The following is a 17,934-nucleotide window of genomic DNA, read 5'->3' as shown; positions in this document are numbered from 1 at the left end:
TAGGTACTTTTGTAGCGTTATCGACCACTAGATTTCTGCGTTATGAAACCCATAGATTCTTCCACGCTGGCGCTGCTGGACCTGCGCTGCCCGCGCTGCCACCAGGGGCCGCTGTTTTCGTATCCGGCCTACAAGCTCACTAAGTACGCCATCATGCCCGAGTGGTGCCCCGTGTGCAGCGTGGCCTACGAGCCCGAGCCCGGATTCTACTGGGGCGCCATGTTTGTGAGTTACGCCTTCTCGGTGGCCTGGTTTGCCATCGGCGGCGTGGCGGCCTACTATCTGTTCAACAACCCCTCGGTGTGGGTGTATGTGCTGATTGTTACGGTGTTGGTACTGCTTACGGCGCCGGCCACGCTGCGCTACTCCCGGGCCATTATGCTCTACCTGTTCGGGGGCATCAAGTACGACCCCAACCTGCGGCGGCTAGCTCCGGATGCGGCCCGGCCTGGCCGCTCCAACGCCCCCGCCGCTTTATAAGGCAGCCAGAAAAAGCCCCGCCGTCAGAACTTCTGGCGGCGGGGCTTTTTCTGGCTGCCTGGTTGCCCGGCAATTTGCGCTGCTGATATTGCGTAGCTTGCGCGGGCACCCCGCCGCCTTGGTCCCTGGGCGGCGGGGCTTGTTTCCGCATGAAAGCACCCGCCCTGCCCGTTCTGGCCCTCGACGCGTTTCCGCGCACCGGCAACAACCCCTGGTACTACGTTCAGCAGCTCGAAACCCACGTGCAGCGCTTTCCGCACGTAAATGAGCCCCACGCCCACGATTTCTACCTGCTGCTCTATATTACCCACGGCCGGGGCACCCATACCATCGACCAGATTAGCTACGAGCTGCGGCCGGGCAGCCTGTTTTTCCTGACGCCGGGCCAGGTGCACGCCTGGGAACTGTCGGCCAATACCCGGGGCTTTATCCTGTTTTTCACCGCCGAGTTCTACCTGCAGCACTACCCGGCCAGCCGCCTGGCTGCCTATCCGTTTTTCACGCCCGGCCACCAGCCGGTCGTTTACCTGGCGCCGGCCGAAACCCAGGTGCGGCCCCTGCTCGAGCGTATATTCCAGGAGGAGCAAACGGCGGCGCCCAACCGCCCCGATGTGGTGGGCGCCTATGTGTACCTGACGCTGGAGCTGGCCGCCCGCGCCTACCCGCCGGCTGAGGAAGCGCCGCTGCCCGCCTACGGCCTGGAGCAGGTGCGGGCGTTTGGGCAGCTGCTCAACGCGCATTTCCGGGCCGAAAAATCGGTGCGCTACTACGCCGAGCGGCTGGCTCTTACGGCCAATCATCTGAACGCCATCTGCCGCCGCGTGCTCAATAAAACGGCCAGCGACTTAATTCACGAGCGGGTAGTGGCCGAGGCCAAGCGCCAGCTCACGCACTCGGCCCAGTCGGTGGCGCAGGTGGCCGCGGCCCTGGGCTTCGACGACGCGTCCTACTTTGCCCGCTATTTTAGGAAGTACGTGGGCCAGACGCCGGAAGCGTTTCGGCAAAGCCACAAGCACTAAGCCAGGGGTGGGCCCTGCACCGGCGTATTTCCTGAAAAGGCGTGGGGAAACCTGAATTTTGCCGGGCGAAATCAACCGTGAAAACGGCAGCTAACCACAAGAGTATCTGGCCCGGAAGACCCCGCCGGCGGCCGGGTGGCCAGGGCCGCCGGCTACCTGCCACCTCAACAGTAGTGAACTTTGGCAGCCGGAATTTCCGTTCATGTTGCCGTATATTTACTTTTCGTACTCTTCCGTACCGTATGTCGCTTACCCTTCATCGACCGGCCATTCTGCAGCAGCTGCGCACCGAAACCCGGCCGTACCATGATGCCCTGGAGCAGAATGAGTTCAACCGGGCCCTGCAGGCCGATTCGATTACTGCGCAAGCCACCCACCGGTTTCTGGCCAAGCTCTACGGCTTTCTGGTGCCCTACGAGGCCCATTTGCGCCAGCACGGCCTGGGGCCGGAGTGGCAGCCGGAGCTGCGGCAGCGCGCCCACCTGATACCTGCCGACCTGGGCGTGGGCGCTACTGCGCTGCCCCTGTGCCCGACTATGCCGCCGCTCGAAACGCCAGCTCAACTGTTGGGCGCCATGTACGTACTGGAAGGCTCCACGCTGGGCGGGCAGGTGTTGGCCCGCCAGTTGGGTAAGGCCGGAATAGAGGCCCGCACCTACTTCAGCGGCCACGGCGAGCAAACCGGGCCGCTCTGGAAAAGCTTCTGCCAGCTGCTGGGCGAGGCGGCTACCGAGGACAACCAAGCCGAAATCGTGGCCTCGGCCGCGGCAACTTTTCAAACTCTGCACGCGTGGATCGAGAAACCCTAATCTACAGCGACGAAAGTCTGCTGAACTCTCCCATCACCCTTACCAACTGTGACCGGGAGCCTATTCACATTCCCGGCTCGGTGCAGCCCTACGGCTTTCTGCTGTGCCTGCAGCCCGAGACCCGGCGCATTGTGCACGCCAGCGAAAATACCCGGCAGCTCATTGGCCTGGACGCCGAGGCGCTGATAGGCGCGGGCCTGGATAAGGTGTTGAGCGCGGCAACTATAGCCGAAATTGAGGCGCTGCTGCCTTCCCTCACCGAAGCCACCAAGCTGCTGGGGGCCCGCCTTGATGCGGTGGCCGAGCAGCCGTTCTACAAAATCATCCTGCACCGCTACGACCAGCTGATCTGGCTCGAGTTTGAGCCGGTGGCCAATACGGAAGTCAGCGTCCTGGACCTGCCGTCCCTGAACCTGACGCTGACCCAGCTGCTGAGCGCCCCCTCGGTGCGCGAGTTCTGCCAGGTGGCCGTCGACCAGGTGCGCGACATCACCGGCTTCGACCGGGTGCTGATGTACCGCTTTGCCGCCGATGCCAGCGGCGAAGTAGTGGCCGAGGCCAAGCAGGACGAGCTGGAGCCCTTTATGGGGCTGCACTACCCTGCCACCGACATTCCGCAGCAGGCCCGGGCCATGTACCTCAAAAACTGGCTGCGCTTTATTCCCGATGCCAGCTACCAGCCCGCCAAGCTGGTGCCGGTGCTGCACCCGCAGGCCTCGCGCCCGCCCGACATGACCTACGCCGTGCTGCGCAGCGTGTCGCCGATACACCTGGAATACCTGCGCAACATGGGCGTGGCGGCCACTATGACGATTTCCGTCATTCAGGATGGGGTGCTCTGGGGCCTGATTACCTGCCACCACCTCACGCCGCGCCTGGTGAGCTACGAGCTGCGTGAGCTCTGCCTGTTTATCGGCAAAACCTTCTCGGCTCTGCTTACCACCAAGCAGCAGCAGGAAGACGCCGCCTACCAGCTCCACATTCGCCAGACCCAGGCCCAGATTTTCGACCTGGTGCGCCACCACAGCAACTTCGTGGAGGGGCTCTACCAGCGCATGCCTACCATTCGCGACGCCTTCGACTGCGGCGGGGCGGCCATCTGCTTCGACGGCGACATCATCACGCTGGGCAACACGCCCACCGAGGCGCAGATTCTGGAGCTGACCGAGTGGCTGCGGGCAAACGCGCCCCAGGATGTTTTCTACACCGACTCCTACGTGCGCCACAACCCCGAGCAGGGCATGGCCATCCGGGGCACGGCCAGCGGCCTGATTGCCATTGCCCTGGCCGAAGATGCCCTGGACTACATCATCTGGTTCCGGCCCGAGCAGATTCAGACCGTGACCTGGGCCGGGCAAAGCCAGAAAGCCGAGATTATGCAGGACGGGCAGCTGCGCCTCTCGCCCCGGCAGTCGTTTGAGGCCTGGGCCCAGACGGTAATGAACACGTCGGCGCCGTGGCTGCCGATGGAAATTGAGGCGGCCAAGGAAATTCGCCTGCATTTGTCCGACGTGCGCCTCAAGATTTTCAACGAGCTGCAGGCGCGCGCCACCAGCCTGAGCCGCCTTAACTCGGAGCTGGAGCGCAGCAACGACGAGTTGGACTCGTTTGCCTACGTGGCCTCCCACGATTTGAAAGAGCCCCTGCGCGGCATTCATAATTACTCCCTCTTCCTGCTCGAAGACTACGCCGATAAGCTCGACACGGAAGGCGCCGGCCGCCTCCAAACACTGGTGCGCCTAAGCCAGCGCATGGAGTCCCTGATCGAGTCGCTGCTGCAGCTGGCCCGCGTGGGCCGCCAGGAAATAGTGGTGGAGGAAACCAACGTGCAGGCGCTGGTGGAGGAGGTAATCGACTTGCTGCACCCGCGCTTCGAGCAAACCCAGACCCGCGTCAGCATCCTGGATGAGCTGCCCACGCTGCGCTGCAGCCCGATTCGCATCCGGGAGGTGTTCAACAACCTGCTGACCAATGCCATGCGCTACAGCGACGACACGGAGAAGGTAATTCGTGTGGGCCTGGCCCCCGCCGATACGCGGGGCCCGCGCGGCACCGGCCACCCCCACGATTTCTACGTATTCTACGTGCAGGACAACGGCATTGGTATTGACCCGAAGCACCACGAGTCCATCTTCCGGATCTTTAAGCGGCTGCACGCCCAGGAGAAGTACGGAGGCGGCACGGGCGCGGGGCTGGCCATAGCCCGCAAGATGGTAGGCAAACACGACGGCGAACTGTGGGTGGAGTCGGCTCTGGGCCAGGGCGCTACCTTTTATTTCTCACTTTCTAAGCACCTCTAAGCCATGGTCGATACGCACAAGCCCATTTTGGTGGTCGAAGACAGTATAGAAGACTTCACGGCCCTGGGCCGGGCCTTCCGCAAGCATGCCCTGCCCAACCAGCTGCTGCGCTGCGAGGACGGCGACCAGGCCCTGGAATACCTGCAGGGCTACGGTCAGCACAAAAGCTGGCCCCAGGTGCTGCCCGCCTTCGTGCTGCTCGACCTGAACCTGCCCGGCACCGACGGCCGCACCGTGCTCGAAACCCTGAAGCGCGACCCACGTTTGCAGTCAATTCCAGTCATTATCTTCAGCACTTCCAGCAGCAGCCGCGACATTGAGGACTGCTACCGGCTGGGCGCCAACAGCTACCTGACCAAGCCGATGGAATACGCAGCTCTGGAAGAAAAAACCCGGCTGCTGGTGCGCTACTGGCTGAATACCTCCGAACTCCCCCTGACCCACTAGGTTATTGCGCGCGTGAAAAAAATCCTCCTCGTTGACGACAACGAGCATGACCGGGTGTTGTATAAGCGCTATCTGGGCAAACAGATGGGGTTTGAGCGGTTGGAAATATTGGAGGCTGCCTCGGGGGCAGAAGGCCTGGCGCAATTCCAGCGCCTGCGGCCCGACTGCGTGCTGCTGGACTATAACCTGCTCGACACCGACGGCCTGACCCTGCTGAACGATCTGAAGCAGCTGACCGGGCCCGACTCGCTGTGCGTCATCATGATTACGGGTGGGGGTAGTGAGGCCCTGGCCGTGCGCGCCCTCAACGAAGGCGCCCTCGACTACCTGGTAAAGGGCCATTTCGACCAGGAGCTGCTCAGCAAAACCGTGCTGCACGCCATTGAGAAAAACGAGTGGCGCCAGTACGTGGCCCGCTACCACGGGCAGCTCCAAACCATCAACCAGCAGCTGCGCGACTCGCTCGACGAGCTGACCAAGGCCCGCCAGCAGGTGCAGCAAACCAACGCCCAGCTGCTGGCTGCCAACCAGGAAATAGAGGCCCGCAACCAGCAATTGGCCCGCACCAACGCCGACCTGGACAACTTCGTGTACGCCGCCTCCCACGACCTGAAGCAGCCCATCAACAACCTGCGTGGCCTTTTCGACGAGATGCGCCGCACGGCTACCTTCGACGACCCGGAGGAAGACAAGCTGCTGCGCCTTGTGGACGAGTCCATCCGCGACCTGACTACCACCGTGACGGATCTGTCGGCCGTGGTGCAGGTAGACCGTGCCACGGGCGAGCAGAGCACCGAGCCCGTTTCCCTGCCCGACCTTACCGCCGACGTGCTCCAGACCCTGCGCCCGCAGCTACTCACGGTGCACGGTTCTGTCGACACGGACTTTGCCGCCCAGTCCGAGGTAGTGGCCGTGCGCAGCAGTCTGCGCACCATTCTGCTGAACCTGCTGGCCAACGCCATCAAGTACCGGCACCCTGAACGTGCCCCGCAGGTGTGCATCAGAAGTCGTCAGGCGTCGGGGCAGTCCATCATCGAAATTCAGGACAACGGCCTGGGCATCGACCTGGAAAAGCACGGAACGGAGATGTTTCACCTGTTCCGGCGCTTCCACCCCGAAGCCGGTGAAGGCACGGGCGTCGGCCTGTTTCTGGTGAACCGGCTGGTGCAGGCCCAGGGTGGCCGCATCGAGGTAGAAAGCCAGCTGAACGTCGGCACCCTTTTCCGCATCTACCTCAGCCAACCGTAGTGCTAGGGGCGCCATGCCGCGCAATTCAGAAGTTGAGAGGAAGCCCCGGGTTACTGCCGCAAGTAGGTGCTCAGCTGCGAAATAGAGGTAATGCCGAGCTGCCGGGCGTGGCGTTGGCGCATCAGCAGGGCGTAGGTGTTGTTGAAGCCCAGCGGGGCCAGCCACTCCAGCCCGTAGCGCCGCCGAAACTGCTGCTGCACGTAGCCAAACACGGCCGGCGGCCGCCCGCCCAACGAATCGAGGACGGCGGGGGAGGGCTGCAGCAGCACCAGCAGGCCCGTACCGGTATACTCCGGGTACAGGTCGATGGCACCGGTGCGCAGGGCTTCGAAGCAGATAGTTGTGCCGCCCAGCCCGGTTTTGGTTTCCACGGCCAGCCCGGTATTGCCCCGAATCAGGGCCGCGTACATTTCCAGCAGAATATACTGCTCGGCAAAAATCTTGGAGCCCAGCCGCACCACGGCGGCGCCCGGCGTTTGGGGGCGGGGCTCTTTCCACAGGCCGCGCCGCCGCAGAAAGGCATGGGCCACGGCCCGGGGCTCCTGGTGCAGGTAGTCGACGCGGTAGTTCAGGTTGGTCATTACCGAATCGGAAATCTGCCCAGCCAGCTGGTCCAGCACGCCCCGCAGCTCGGGGTGAGCGGCCAGCAGCGCAGGGCGCACCACCGGGGCCGCGTAGTAGGGTGGAAACGTGCGCCGGTCGTCGTGCAGCACCCGCAAGTCGTAGGCCCGGATGCGGCCGTCGGTGGAGTAGCCGTCAATCAGGTCTACGTCGTGGTGGCGGGCGGCCTCGTACACCAGGGCCGGGGCCAGCACCACGCTGGGCAGGCGGCGCAGGTGGTAAGCTTTGCGCAGGCCCGGTAGCCCATCAGCCCGGCCCACAAACTCGGGGCTGAAGCCAGCCAGCAGCTTGCCCGCCGCCCGGGGCAGCAGATACAGCCCGCCCAGCAGCGGCAGCACTGCCAGCAGGGCTGCGCCCACGCGCACCAGCCGCCGGGTGCTCAGGCGCTGCAGCCCGGCCAGTGCGGCATCGAAGGCTAGGGCCAAAGCCGCGGCAGGCAGGGCGCCGGCCAGAATCATCACCGGGTTGTTCAGGGCAATACCGCCAAAGATAAACTCGCCCAGGCCGCCCGCCGCCACGTAGGCGGCCAGCGTGGCCATGCCCACATTAATCACCGTGGCAGTCCGGATACCGGCAAACAGGACCGGCAGGGCCAGGGGCAGCTCCACGCGGCGCAGCACCTGCCCGTCGGTGAGGCCCAGGCCCCGGGCGGCTTCCACCACGGCCGGGCTCACGCCCTGAATACCGGCCAGCGTGTTGCGGATGATGGGCAGCAGCGAGTAAAGAAAGAGGGCCAAAATGGCGGGCCTGGGGCCGATGCCGAGCAACGGAATCAGGAAGCCGAGCAGGGCAATGCTGGGTACGGTTTGTAGGGCGCCGGCCACGCCCAGCACGGCCGGGGCCCAGCGCGGCCGGCGCGTGAGCAGCAGCCCCAGGGGCACGCCCAGCACCACGGCCAGCAGCAGGGAAGCCGCCGTGAGGCCGATGTGCTGCAGGGTTTGTTCGCCCAGCTTGCCGGCCTGGGCTTGCCAGAAAGTGAGCAGCCCGGTTATGGTTTCCATGCGGCTTCCTCCTGTTGCAAGGCTCGTCCGAAAGCTGCCATCAGCTCGGCCAGATCAAATGAATAGCGGGCCTGAGCACTACCCGTCCGCGTCAGGTTTTCCAGGGCTTCCTGCACCGTCGTGGCGGGCGAAAGAGTGGTAGCCGCTGGATCAGGCGCCGCTAAGAAGGGCTGCAGATCGGCCAGGGTGAGGGTGCGCAGCTGCAGGGCCAGCCGCTCGGCCGCGAAAAACCCCCGCACGAAGTTGTTGGCGGGCCGAAACAGCAGCTCCCGCGGGGTACCCAGCTGCTGTACCTGCCCGGCGTTGAGCAGCAGAATCCGGTCGGCCAGCTCGAAGGCTTCGGTCACGTCGTGGGTTACGAGTACCACGGTTTTGCGGCGCAGCTCCTCCAGCTCCCGAAACTCACGCCGGATGCCGGCCCGCGTAATGGGGTCGAGGGCGCCGAAGGGCTCGTCGAGCAATACGATGGGCGGGTCGGCGGCCAGGGCCCGGGCCAACCCCACGCGCTGCTGCTGCCCCCCGCTCAGCTGGTGCGGATACTGGCCGGCGTAGCGCTCGGGCGGCAGATGCAGGCGCGTGAGCAGGGCAGTAGTGCGCTCTTGCACGGCGGCCCCGGCTTGGCCCAGCAGGCGCGGCACCACGGCAATATTCTCAGCCACAGTGTAATGTGGCAGTAAGCCTACTTGCTGAATAACGTAGCCGATGCCGCGCCGCAGCTCCTCGGGGCGCTGGGTTTGCACGTCCCGCCCGTTGATGTCGATAGTACCCGCGTCGGGCTCCACGAGGCGGTTGAGCATTTTGAGCAGGGTGGTTTTGCCGCAGCCGCTGGGCCCAAGCAGCACCAGGGTTTCGCCGGGCGTCAGGGCAAACGACACATCCTGCACCACCGCGTGGGCCCCATAGCGCTTATGGGCGTGCGCCACGCGAATGGCCGGCGTTACAGATTCGGGCATGTAGACAGAGAAAGGGAGGAACGGAACAAGTCAGCTCAACAACCGCCAAGGTATACTTTTGTGCTATGAACCCGATTCTGACCATTACGCCCGCCGCAACCACCGACGTGGCCGAGCTGGCTTCCTTCGTCAACAGCGTGTACCGCGGGGAAAGCTCGAAGCAGGGCTGGACCACCGAAGCCCACCTGCTCGACGGCCCCCGCATCGACGCCGAATCGTTGGAGGAAATGCTGCGGGCCGACGGCGCGACGCTGCTGATGGCCCGCACGGAGGCCGGCGTGCTGGTCGGGTCGGTGTATCTGCAGCGGCAGGCCGGCGCCATGTACCTGGGCATGCTCTCGGTGCGGTCCACGCAGCAGGGCGGTGGCATCGGCCGGTTTCTGCTGCAGGCCGCCGATGCCTACGCGCAGCGGCAGGGGGCTAGCCGCATGAAAATCACGGTTATATCGGTGCGGCACGAGCTGCTGGCCTGGTACGAGCGGCAGGGCTACCGGCGCACCGGCGAAACCGTGCCCTTTCCCGACAACCCGCGGTTTGGAATTCCGCGCCAGCCCCTGGAGCTGCTGGTGCTGGAAAAGCCGCTGCCCGCCGCCGGTGCTTAAGCGGCCGGCGCGCCCGGTTCCGGCGGCAGGTTCAGGGGCAGAGTAATGACGAACTCGGTGAACTCACCCGGCTGGGCTTCCACCGTGAGCGTGCCGCCGTGGCCTTTGGTAATCAGGTCGTAGCTCAGGGCCAGGCCCAGGCCGGAGCTTTCCTCGGGGGCACGCGGGGCCGCAAACCGCTCGAACACCCGCGCCTGCTGTTCGGGCGTCAGCCCCGGGCCGTTGTCGCGCACCCGGATTTCGATGTGGTCGGCGGCGGCCCGGGTGCTGACGGCCACCTGGGGCACGTAGCCGTCCTGCTTGGTCTGCTGGCGCTGCTGCACGGCCTGAAAAGCGTTGGTGTACAGGCTGATGAGTACCCGGCCCAGGTCGTGACGGATGATGGAGAGGTTGCCCACGGCCGGGTCGAGGGCGGGCAGCAGCGCTGCGGAGAAGCTGCGGTTCTTGGAGCGCAGGTCGTGGTAGGTCAGGCGCAGGTAGTCTTCCACGAAGGCGTTTACATCCGTCAGCTGGCGAGGGCCGGGGCTGTTGCGCGAGTATTCCAGCATGCCGCTCACAATGGAGGCGGCCCGCTGACTGGAGCGCACGATGTTGCGCTGATAGTCACTGAGCAGCTGCAGGTTGTCCCAGGCCGTGCCGAGCTCATCGGTTTCCAGCCCGAGCCGCCGCAGGTCTACGCGCAGCTTGTCAATTAGGTCGTCGCTGATGGCGGCCAGGTTTTTCACGTTGCTGACGGGCGTTTGAATCTCCTGGGCTACCCCGGCCATCAGCTCCCCCAGGGAGGCCAGCTTCTCGCGCATCACCAGCTGGCTTTGCGTGGTTTTGAGCTCGTGCAGCATCCGGCCCAGACTGTCGCGCTGCCTGGTGATTTCCTCCTTCTGCTGGGTTATTTCCTGGTTCAGGGCCGAAAGGCGGGCATTGGCCTGCTGCTGCTGGCGGTTGTTGCGCCACAGCAGCAGCGCCAGCAGCGCGAGGCTGCCCAGCACGAAAATCAGAATGTAGAGGCGGGTGCGGGCCTGGTACTGCAGCCGCTCCTGCTCCAGCTCGCGCAGGCGCTGCTGCTCAGCAAAGCCAATGGCATCGACCTGCTTGATGCGGTGCGGATTATAGAGGCTGTCCTGGGCCTGCACCATCACGCGCATGTACTTTAGCGTGCTGTCGGTTTGCTGCCGGGCCTGGAAGGCGTTGGTGAGCAGCTTGCTGGTATGCACCACCCCAATCACAAAGGGCAGCGCCTGGCCCAGCGCCAGCGACTTGCGGGCGTAGTACACGCTCGAATCGGTCTGGCGCTGGGTGCGAAACAGCTCGGCCATGTACTGATAGGCCCGGCAGGCACTGCGCAGGTCGTGCTCCGGAAACGCGGCCTGGGCGCTGCGTCGGTAATACGCCAGGGCCTCGGCGCTCTGGCCGCGGGAGGCGTGCAGCAAGCCCAACTCGCGCAGCACGTAGGGCAGCGGGTTGCCCCAGCAGCTTTGGTGCACCGTCCGCGACTTGCGCGTCAGGGCGTAAGCTTGGTTCAGGAAGTACTCGGCCGAATCGAGCTGGCCCCGGCCTTCGTAGCTGGCGCCCAGGTTGGTGAGCACGCTGATTAGCTGGGAATCGTCGTCGACTTTGGCGGTTTCGTAGTGCTTTTGGGCCCGGAAGTAATAGGAGAGGGCCGGCTGGTAGTCTTCCAGTGAATGGTAGAGCAGCCCGATCTGGTTGAGGGTGCGGGCCATGCCTTCCTGGTCGCCGCTGCTTTCGTGCAGCTGCAGGGCCTGCAAGTCGATGCGCAGGGCCTGGGGCAGATTACCCCGCTCACTCATCAGAATGCCCAGGCGCGAGAGGCAGCGGCCCTCGCCTTTGGTGTAGCCAATCTGCCGGGCCAGCGCCAGGCCCTGCCGCGCATACCATTGCACCGAGTCGAAGCGGGAGTAGCGGTAGGTGGCACTCAGATCGGCCAGCAGCAGCACCCGCGTGGTATCGGCGGTGGCCCGGGCCAGTGCCGCCCGCAGCACCCGCGTCTGCGGACTTTGGGCCCGGAGTGAAGTGGCGAAGAAGACACAGTAGCCTAATAATAGTACGGGAAGCAGTTTCCGCATGCACAAAAGTAAGAAACAACTATTAGTGAAATAATATATTCTTCAGGCTCCTAGCTATTTGCCGCGCAGAAGCGGTGGCTAAGGGCTCTCAGGTTCACCAAACAACAAGGTAATTCACCGGCCCAAACCCACCCGGGCGTGGCGGTGCGGCGGCGCGGAAATGCGGCCGCCCGCAGCTCATCGGCGGTGCCGGCCCGCGGCCAGTGGGCTAAACTTTCGTGCCACCGTAAAAGTATAGTAGCTTCCCAGCCTGTCGGGCACCGCTGCCGCTGGCTTTGATCTGCTTCCCGTGAAAAAACACCTACTCGTTTCGGCACCGCTACGGCCGGTTCTGACCGTACTCTTCGTAGTCGGCACCACCCTGCTGGGCTGCACCCGTCCGCCTGCTTCTTCTGCTACCACGGCCACGGCGGCGCCCACCGACCCGCCCGCCTTTGCTGCCATCCGGGAAGACGAGCTGCGCCAAGACCTGTTCGAGCTGGCCAGCGACAGTCTGCGCGGGCGGCGGGCCGGCACCGCCGATGAGCTGCGGGCAGCCGTGTGGGTGGCCGAGCGGGCCCGCCAGATCGGGCTGGAGCCGGCCGGCGACGACGGTACCTACTTCCAGTTTTACCCGCTGCGCCGCCTCACGGTAGCTGCCAGCACCCGCCTGCAGATCAACGGGCAGCCGGTGGCTTTGTGGCAGCAGGCCTGGGTGACGGCCCCCATCGAAGCCCGCCTCGATGCGCCCGTGACCTGGCTTAGCGCCCTGGCCGACACCGCCCGAACCAGCCTGCGGGGCAAAGTGGTGGCCATGACGCTGCTGCCGCCCCGGCCGTTGCCGGCGCCCAAAATGAGTTTGTGGGGCTTCCGCTATATTATGGCGGCCCTGAACCAACAGACGGCGGTGCTGCGCCGGCAGGGCGTGGCCGGCATCCTGTTGGTAGCCGATAACACCGCCGAGCCGCAGCTGGGCTTTGTGGGGCACCGCTACCAGGATGGCGTGTACCAGCTGCCTGCCATGGCTACGGCCGCGCCCACCGTGCCGGTGCTGCTGCTGCGCCAGGCGGCCGGCGCCCCACTCCAGACCGGCAAGGCGCGGGTGAAGGCCGACCTCGACCTGAATACCTTTATTTACCCGTCGGTCAACGTTATTGCCCGGGCGCCGGGCACTGATGCAGCGCTGCGGCAGGAAAATGTACTCTTCAGCGGCCACCACGACCACGACGGTATCGGCGACCCAGTAGCCGGCGATTCCATCTGGAACGGGGCCGACGACAACGCTACTGTGAGCGTGGCTGTGCTGGCCATCGGGCGGGCCTGGAAGCAGCGGCCGGGCCAACGCTCGGCGCTGTTTGTGTGGCATGGGGCCGAGGAGCGGGGCCTGCTGGGCTCGCGCTGGTATGCACAGCACCCCACGGTGCCCAAAACGTCGATTGTAGCGGTACTGAACGCGGATATGATCGGGCGCAACGCCCCCGATTCGGCGGCGCTGCTGGGCTCCACCGGTCCGCACCGCAACTCCACAGCCCTGGTCGATATGGCGTTGCAGGCCAACCGGCAGTTTGCCAAGTTCGTTATCGACACTTCCTGGGATGACCCCAAGCACCCGGAAGGCTGGTATTTCCGCAGTGACCATGTGCCCTACGTGCGGGCCGGTATTCCGGCTTTGTTCTTCACCACGCTGCTGCACCCCGACTACCACACGCCCCGCGACGAGGCCTCGCGCATCGACATCACCAAGCTGGCCCGCATGACCCGCTGGATGTACGCCACGGGCTGGGCCGTGTCCAACACCCCTCAGCGCGTGACGGTCGACCCCGGCGCCAAGCTGGAACGTTAGCAATGAAGCCGTTGGCCGGCCACCCGTTTCGGGTAGCTTCCTGGTAAGAAGGCTGCCACTTGCCAAGGGGTCGGAAAATTTATTTTGAATTATAAATATACCTATTACCTTGCGGCTGCATTCTCGCCGGGCTCGGGAAAGCCACTATAGCTAAGCCCCTTGTTATCTACTATTCGTTTGCGTTTGTACCATTAGCTTACCCTCCGTTATTTAATCTCTATCGTCACTATTCTTTAACGCCGCTACACTTCCTGTTCCTGCTACTACCATTACTGCTATGCTGTCGGGCTAATGGGCCTGGCTGATCTGTTATTGGCTATACTTTATCGGTTTTATCTGTCTTGCTACTAGCTATTTGGCGCTTTATTGGCGTGTCCGGCCTATTCTGGCTGGTGCTGCTGAGCGGCTGCACACTCCCTTTCTTTCCGGCCAAGCTGCTGCGCGTATCAGGGCGGGTCGTCGACCGGCATACCGGGCAGGCCCTGGGCGGCGCGACCGTGCAGGCGTATGCCCAACGCGGGAGCGGCCTGGGTGCTGGCGGGTACGCAGCCGTAGCGGAACCGCACACGGCGGATGCGGAGGGAAACTTCTCTTTTGCATTTTTGCCTGATCCGGCGGCTAGCTACCTGCTGCTGGCCACGGCTCCGCCGGGGTACTACACCATCTGGGGGGAAGCCCCCACGGTGCGCCGCCGGCAGCCCGCTGCCAACCTGCGCCTACCCGTGCAGGCCCCGGCCTACCTGCGCATTCGCCTGCTCGACGAGCCGCCCCGCAGCCGGGTGTGGCTGACCGTGTCGGGCTATGCCGGGCCGGCCGATGAGTTTGCCGCGCCGGCCAGCCAGACCTACGTGCGCCGCATCGATGCCCGGGAGCCCCGCTACATTGCCTGGTCGGTGCGGGATACGACCGGCCGGCGCACGGATGGGGCTCAGCAGGTGCGCGTTACGGCTTTAGATACCTTATCCATAACTATTCGATTTTAACCTTTACTCATTTTATTCTACCACTTATTTTTATGAAAAAAGCTTTATTGATTATGTCCCTGCTGGGACTTAGCCTGGCCTCCTGGGCGCAGGAAGCAACCTCTTTGTCGCAGGATCTGCAGAGCAGCCTGAGCACGCTGGACCGCAACCGCATTAAGACCGGGGTGCTCTACGACCTGACGCTACCGGTGAGCAAGCCCGAGCAGTTTACCGGCAACGGCCAAGCGACCAACAGCTACGCCAACTGGGAGCAGCAGTACGCCGAGTTCTACCAGGCCTCGCTGAACAAGACCAACCTGCCCACCCTCAGTGCGTTGCGCGAGCAGATCAACGGCAAGATTGCCAACGGCCAGGTACCGCTGCTGGTGCTCGACTACACCTACGACAAGCTGCTGCCCGATGCTGCTGCCCAGAAGCTGATTACCGTCGACTCGCTCCAGGCGCGGGTGTACGATGGTCCTGACCTGAGCCGCAGCCCCTACACCCAGGGGCGGATATTTGCCTCGGCTCTGCCCATCGAAACCTACACCGGCAGCTACGAACTCTATATCGGCCCCGAGTTTTACTTTACCAACAATGCCACCAAGCCCGCTGACCTGTGGGTGGATACCGGCGCCGGCACGGGCTGGCAGCAGCTGCAGATGGGCACTGCTATGCCTGCCGTCTGGAACAACCCGGAGGTGTACTCGCGCGGTACCGATGCCCTGACCACAACCACTGATCAGCAGCAGGTAACGGTGTATTCGGCCGGCGCTTACGCCGTAACGGCCGTGCGCCAGGCCCGCGGGGCCTCAATGCTGCCCGACGTAGCTCTGGGTCTGGCCTCGTCCCGCAGCTGGGGCGGCTACGCCCGTTCACGGGCCATGGGCTGGGTGAAATGGGGCGCCGGCAACACGACCGGCAAGTTCCGCAAGCCCATGGTATTTGTGGAAGGCATTGACTTTGAACGCAAGCGGGCCGGGTCGAAGTGTGACAACTACGCGCCGGCCACGACGGGCCCGATCAGCCTGTCTTCGTTTCAGCTGGCATCTTGCGGGTCAGGTGCCAATGCCCTGACGGGACTGGGCATCTTCCGTAACGGCGAGGCCGGCTGGAATGAGATGGTGGATTACAATGGCGAATACAAAGCCCTGGAGATGCTGCCCGCCCTGCGCACCCAACTCACGCAGCAAGGCTACGACGTTGTTTTTCTGGACTTTACCGACGGCGCTGATTTGATTCAGAACAACGCCATGGTGCTCGTCGAGCTGCTCGACTACATCAACAACCCCAACAACCGCACCGCCGATGCCCAGGAAAGCGTGGTGATGGGCGCCAGCATGGGCGGCCAGGTAGCGCGCTTTGCCCTGGCCTGGATGGAGCAGCAGAACATCTGCCACAACGCCAAGCTCTACGTTTCGATGGACTCGCCCCACCGTGGCGCCAACATTCCAATCGGTATTCAGCACATGTTCGACCGGCTGTCGGACGTGTGGATTGGGGCCGGCAGTGCCCGTGACGTCAAGGAAAAACTGCTGCGCCCCGCTGCCCGCCAGATGCTGGTGTACCACTTCGACGACGGCGCGGCCATGGCGTACCGTAACGAGTGGCAGGCCTGGCAGAGCTCGGCCAACAGCTACCCTTCGCTGATGCGCCGCGTGGCCGTGGCCAACGGCAGCAAGCAGGCCACCCAGCAGCCTGGCATGTGGCCCGGCTGTGAGTTGCTCAGCATCGACACCAGCTTCAACCCCGCGCTGGCCATTACGGGCCAAGGCTACTCCTATGCCCTGCCCGGCGCATCGTCCAGGGGCAACCACAACGTGGTGTTCCGCTACCAGAAGCCCTATAGCTTCAACTGGCACTACAAGCAGGTTTCGGCTTCGACGCCGGCCTACGACACCGCGCCCGGCTCCACCTACCGCACCGGTGGCATTGCCCGCGACGAGTCGGGTATCTTCAACAACGGCTTCGAATCCAACACCTTTATGCCCACTACCAGCGTGCTGGACGTGGTAGCCTCGGGGCCCATTGGCAGCGCCAACCTGAACTACAACCTCAGCACCAACATTCCGGACCCGACCGTGCCGAACCGCGCCAAGTACGCCTTCGACGCCTACTTCGCCCCGGACGTGAACGAGCCCCACGTGCAGATTACCAACGGCACCAGCTCAGGCCAGGGCAACGCGTCGTATTACAGCAACAACACCGCCTGGATTCTGAACGAGCTGGCCCAGTCCAACCACGCCCTGCCCCAGAGCCTGTCGACTATCTACAACTTCGGCAACATCTACCGCCACCTGCTGCCTTCGGTGCAGGTAAACAGCGGCGGAGAGCTGTACATCAACAACGGCTACCTGCCGGTAAACGGCGGCACGGCGGCCACGCAGGCGGCGCCCCCGGTGGGCAATTTCGAAATGTATACTTCCAACTGCGGCACGGTGGTGCAGCTCAACAGCGGCGGTATTTTCGCCGTGGGCGTGAACAGCACCTACACCGCCTCACTGAATATGGCTACCCGCAGCCTGCTCGACCTGCGCTCCGGCGGCCGCGTCGACGTGAATGCCGGCTCGGTGCTGCGCATCAAGTCGGGCGCCACGCTGGTGGTCCGCGCCGGCTCTGTCCTGAACGTGTACGGGCAGGTAATCGTGGAGTCGGGCGCCTTCTTGTGCGTGGAAAACCAGGCCAGCATCGTGGTAGCGTCCGGCGGGCAATACACCGTGAATCCGGGCGTGACGTCTTCGGCCAACCCCGCCCTGAACCTGGGCACCCTGGCCTGCGGTACTTCCGGCCCCTCGTGCTCCAGCAGTTCCGTGGTCCTGACTACGACGACCTCCAACGCTACGGCCTGCGCCGCTACCTACCGCTTCACGGCCTCCGGTTCCAATATTGGTACCAACTACCAGTGGGCAATTGACGGCTACCCAGTGCCTTCCTACAACGGCCGCACCTACGTGGAGGTTCGTCTGGATGCGTACACGACGGAAGTAACCGTGGACGTATCGGTGAGCAGCAGCTGCTCGGGCGTGTTGCCGGTAACGGCCCACAAGTACGCCATGAAGTTTGTGAACCCCAAGTGCGGCGGCATGGCCCGCGAAGCCACCACGGCCCAGCGCATCTCGCTCTATCCTAACCCATCGGACAACTACTTGCTGGTGACCTCGAAAGACCCGGCCCGCACGGCGGTGACGACGGAGGCCGAGGCCGCCGGTGCCCCCGGCAAGGCGTATGACTTCCAGGCATTCCGCGTGGAGCTCTACGATGGCCGCGGCAAGCAGGTAAATGCCCAGCAAACCCAGCAGGGTGAGCTGCGCCTCGACACCTCCAAAATCCCGAACGGCCTCTACCATATCAAGGTAATTCAGGGCGACGAGGTATTGCAGGAGAACATCAGCATTCAGCACTAGCCCTACGGCTTGCGGCGAATGAAAAAGGCCGGCAGGAATTTTCCTGCCGGCCTTTTTATGTTCCGGCTCCTGGGCGCTACCAGTTCCGGCTGGTGTAGAGCCTTCTGCACCAAGGCGGCCTTCGGTCCGGTGCGCAGCTACGCGCCCTGGCGGCTGGGCGCGGCCCATCGTGGCAAGTGACCAAA

Annotated in this window: 13 protein-coding genes; 10 read left to right on the top strand and 3 right to left on the bottom strand. The window is 64.0% G+C overall.

Annotated features, from left to right (window positions below; genetic code table 11):
* Positions 1 to 42: 42 nt before the first annotated feature.
* The 6 genes from LGH70_RS13100 to LGH70_RS23855 all read left to right on the top strand — a co-directional run bounded on the left by LGH70_RS13100 (position 43) and on the right by LGH70_RS23855 (position 6,303).
* Entirely contained in the window at positions 43 to 480 is a 438-nt protein-coding gene (locus LGH70_RS13100) for a DUF983 domain-containing protein (RefSeq protein WP_226186303.1), read from the top strand.
* A gap of 149 nt (positions 481 to 629) precedes the next feature.
* Positions 630 to 1,499: an AraC family transcriptional regulator gene (locus LGH70_RS13095; RefSeq protein ID WP_226186301.1), complete on the top strand. Its 870-nt coding sequence runs from the start codon at positions 630 to 632 to the stop codon at positions 1,497 to 1,499.
* Positions 1,500 to 1,741: 242 nt separating this feature from the next.
* Positions 1,742 to 2,308: a biliverdin-producing heme oxygenase gene (locus LGH70_RS13090; RefSeq protein ID WP_226186299.1), complete on the top strand. Its 567-nt coding sequence runs from the start codon at positions 1,742 to 1,744 to the stop codon at positions 2,306 to 2,308.
* Positions 2,290 to 4,608, top strand: coding sequence for an ATP-binding protein (locus LGH70_RS13085; RefSeq protein ID WP_226186298.1), 2,319 nt, complete (start codon positions 2,290 to 2,292; stop codon positions 4,606 to 4,608). The genes LGH70_RS13090 and LGH70_RS13085 overlap by 19 nt, the downstream gene beginning before the upstream one ends.
* Before the next feature lie 3 nt (positions 4,609 to 4,611).
* On the top strand, positions 4,612 to 5,055 hold the full coding sequence (locus tag LGH70_RS13080) for a response regulator (protein ID WP_226186297.1): 444 nt from the start codon (positions 4,612 to 4,614) through the stop codon (positions 5,053 to 5,055).
* Between the two features lie 12 nt (positions 5,056 to 5,067).
* Positions 5,068 to 6,303, top strand: coding sequence for a sensor histidine kinase (locus LGH70_RS23855; protein WP_226186296.1), 1,236 nt, complete (start codon positions 5,068 to 5,070; stop codon positions 6,301 to 6,303).
* Between the two features lie 50 nt (positions 6,304 to 6,353).
* Here LGH70_RS23855 and LGH70_RS13070 read toward each other — a convergent pair whose 3' ends face one another.
* Both LGH70_RS13070 and LGH70_RS13065 read right to left on the bottom strand, forming a co-directional pair.
* A complete protein-coding gene (locus LGH70_RS13070) occupies positions 6,354 to 7,925 on the bottom strand; it encodes an ABC transporter permease/substrate-binding protein (RefSeq protein ID WP_226186295.1) in 1,572 nt (523 codons plus the stop codon).
* Positions 7,913 to 8,878, bottom strand: a complete 966-nt coding sequence (locus LGH70_RS13065) for an ABC transporter ATP-binding protein (RefSeq protein WP_226186294.1) — start codon at positions 8,876 to 8,878, stop codon at positions 7,913 to 7,915. Before LGH70_RS13065 ends, LGH70_RS13070 begins: the two co-directional genes overlap by 13 nt.
* A 65-nt stretch (positions 8,879 to 8,943) precedes the next feature.
* On the opposite strand from LGH70_RS13065, the gene LGH70_RS13060 reads away from it, so the two are divergent.
* The gene (locus tag LGH70_RS13060; RefSeq protein WP_226186291.1) at positions 8,944 to 9,480 is read left to right on the top strand and encodes a GNAT family N-acetyltransferase; all 537 of its coding nucleotides are present in this window, start codon (positions 8,944 to 8,946) and stop codon (positions 9,478 to 9,480) included.
* On the opposite strand, the gene LGH70_RS13055 is transcribed toward LGH70_RS13060, so the two are convergent.
* Positions 9,477 to 11,561, bottom strand: a complete 2,085-nt coding sequence (locus tag LGH70_RS13055; protein WP_226186288.1) for a tetratricopeptide repeat-containing sensor histidine kinase — start codon at positions 11,559 to 11,561, stop codon at positions 9,477 to 9,479. The genes LGH70_RS13060 and LGH70_RS13055 overlap by 4 nt on opposite strands.
* Before the next feature lie 289 nt (positions 11,562 to 11,850).
* Between LGH70_RS13055 and LGH70_RS13050 the strand changes: the two genes are divergently transcribed.
* The 3 genes from LGH70_RS13050 (at position 11,851) to LGH70_RS13040 (ending at position 17,749) form a co-directional block, all read left to right on the top strand.
* Positions 11,851 to 13,383, top strand: a complete 1,533-nt coding sequence (locus LGH70_RS13050) for a M28 family metallopeptidase (protein ID WP_226186285.1) — start codon at positions 11,851 to 11,853, stop codon at positions 13,381 to 13,383.
* Between the two features lie 371 nt (positions 13,384 to 13,754).
* Entirely contained in the window at positions 13,755 to 14,366 is a 612-nt protein-coding gene (locus LGH70_RS13045) for a carboxypeptidase-like regulatory domain-containing protein (protein WP_226186282.1), read from the top strand.
* A 32-nt stretch (positions 14,367 to 14,398) separates the two neighbouring features.
* On the top strand, positions 14,399 to 17,749 hold the full coding sequence (locus LGH70_RS13040) for a T9SS type A sorting domain-containing protein (protein WP_226186280.1): 3,351 nt from the start codon (positions 14,399 to 14,401) through the stop codon (positions 17,747 to 17,749).
* The last annotated feature ends 185 nt before the right edge of the window (positions 17,750 to 17,934 follow it).

Source organism: Hymenobacter nitidus, from assembly GCF_020447315.1.
Lineage (GTDB): Bacteria > Bacteroidota > Bacteroidia > Cytophagales > Hymenobacteraceae > Hymenobacter > Hymenobacter nitidus.
The sequence above is the reverse complement of the archived record's forward strand: the minus strand, read 5'-3'. Positions and strand labels throughout refer to the sequence as shown.

Bases quoted from the DNA above. Each gene is read 5' to 3' on its own strand.
- LGH70_RS13080 (WP_226186297.1), top strand. From the start codon at position 4,612: ATGGTCGATACGCACAAGCCCATTTTGGTGGTCGAAGACAGTATAGAA.
- LGH70_RS13065 (WP_226186294.1), bottom strand. From the start codon at position 8,878: ATGCCCGAATCTGTAACGCCGGCCATTCGCGTGGCGCACGCCCATAAG.
- LGH70_RS13090 (WP_226186299.1), top strand. From the start codon at position 1,742: ATGTCGCTTACCCTTCATCGACCGGCCATTCTGCAGCAGCTGCGCACC.
- LGH70_RS13095 (WP_226186301.1), top strand. From the start codon at position 630: ATGAAAGCACCCGCCCTGCCCGTTCTGGCCCTCGACGCGTTTCCGCGC.
- LGH70_RS13100 (WP_226186303.1), top strand. From the start codon at position 43: ATGAAACCCATAGATTCTTCCACGCTGGCGCTGCTGGACCTGCGCTGC.
- LGH70_RS13070 (WP_226186295.1), bottom strand. From the start codon at position 7,925: ATGGAAACCATAACCGGGCTGCTCACTTTCTGGCAAGCCCAGGCCGGC.
- LGH70_RS13060 (WP_226186291.1), top strand. From the start codon at position 8,944: ATGAACCCGATTCTGACCATTACGCCCGCCGCAACCACCGACGTGGCC.
- LGH70_RS13040 (WP_226186280.1), top strand. From the start codon at position 14,399: ATGAAAAAAGCTTTATTGATTATGTCCCTGCTGGGACTTAGCCTGGCC.
- LGH70_RS13055 (WP_226186288.1), bottom strand. From the start codon at position 11,561: ATGCGGAAACTGCTTCCCGTACTATTATTAGGCTACTGTGTCTTCTTC.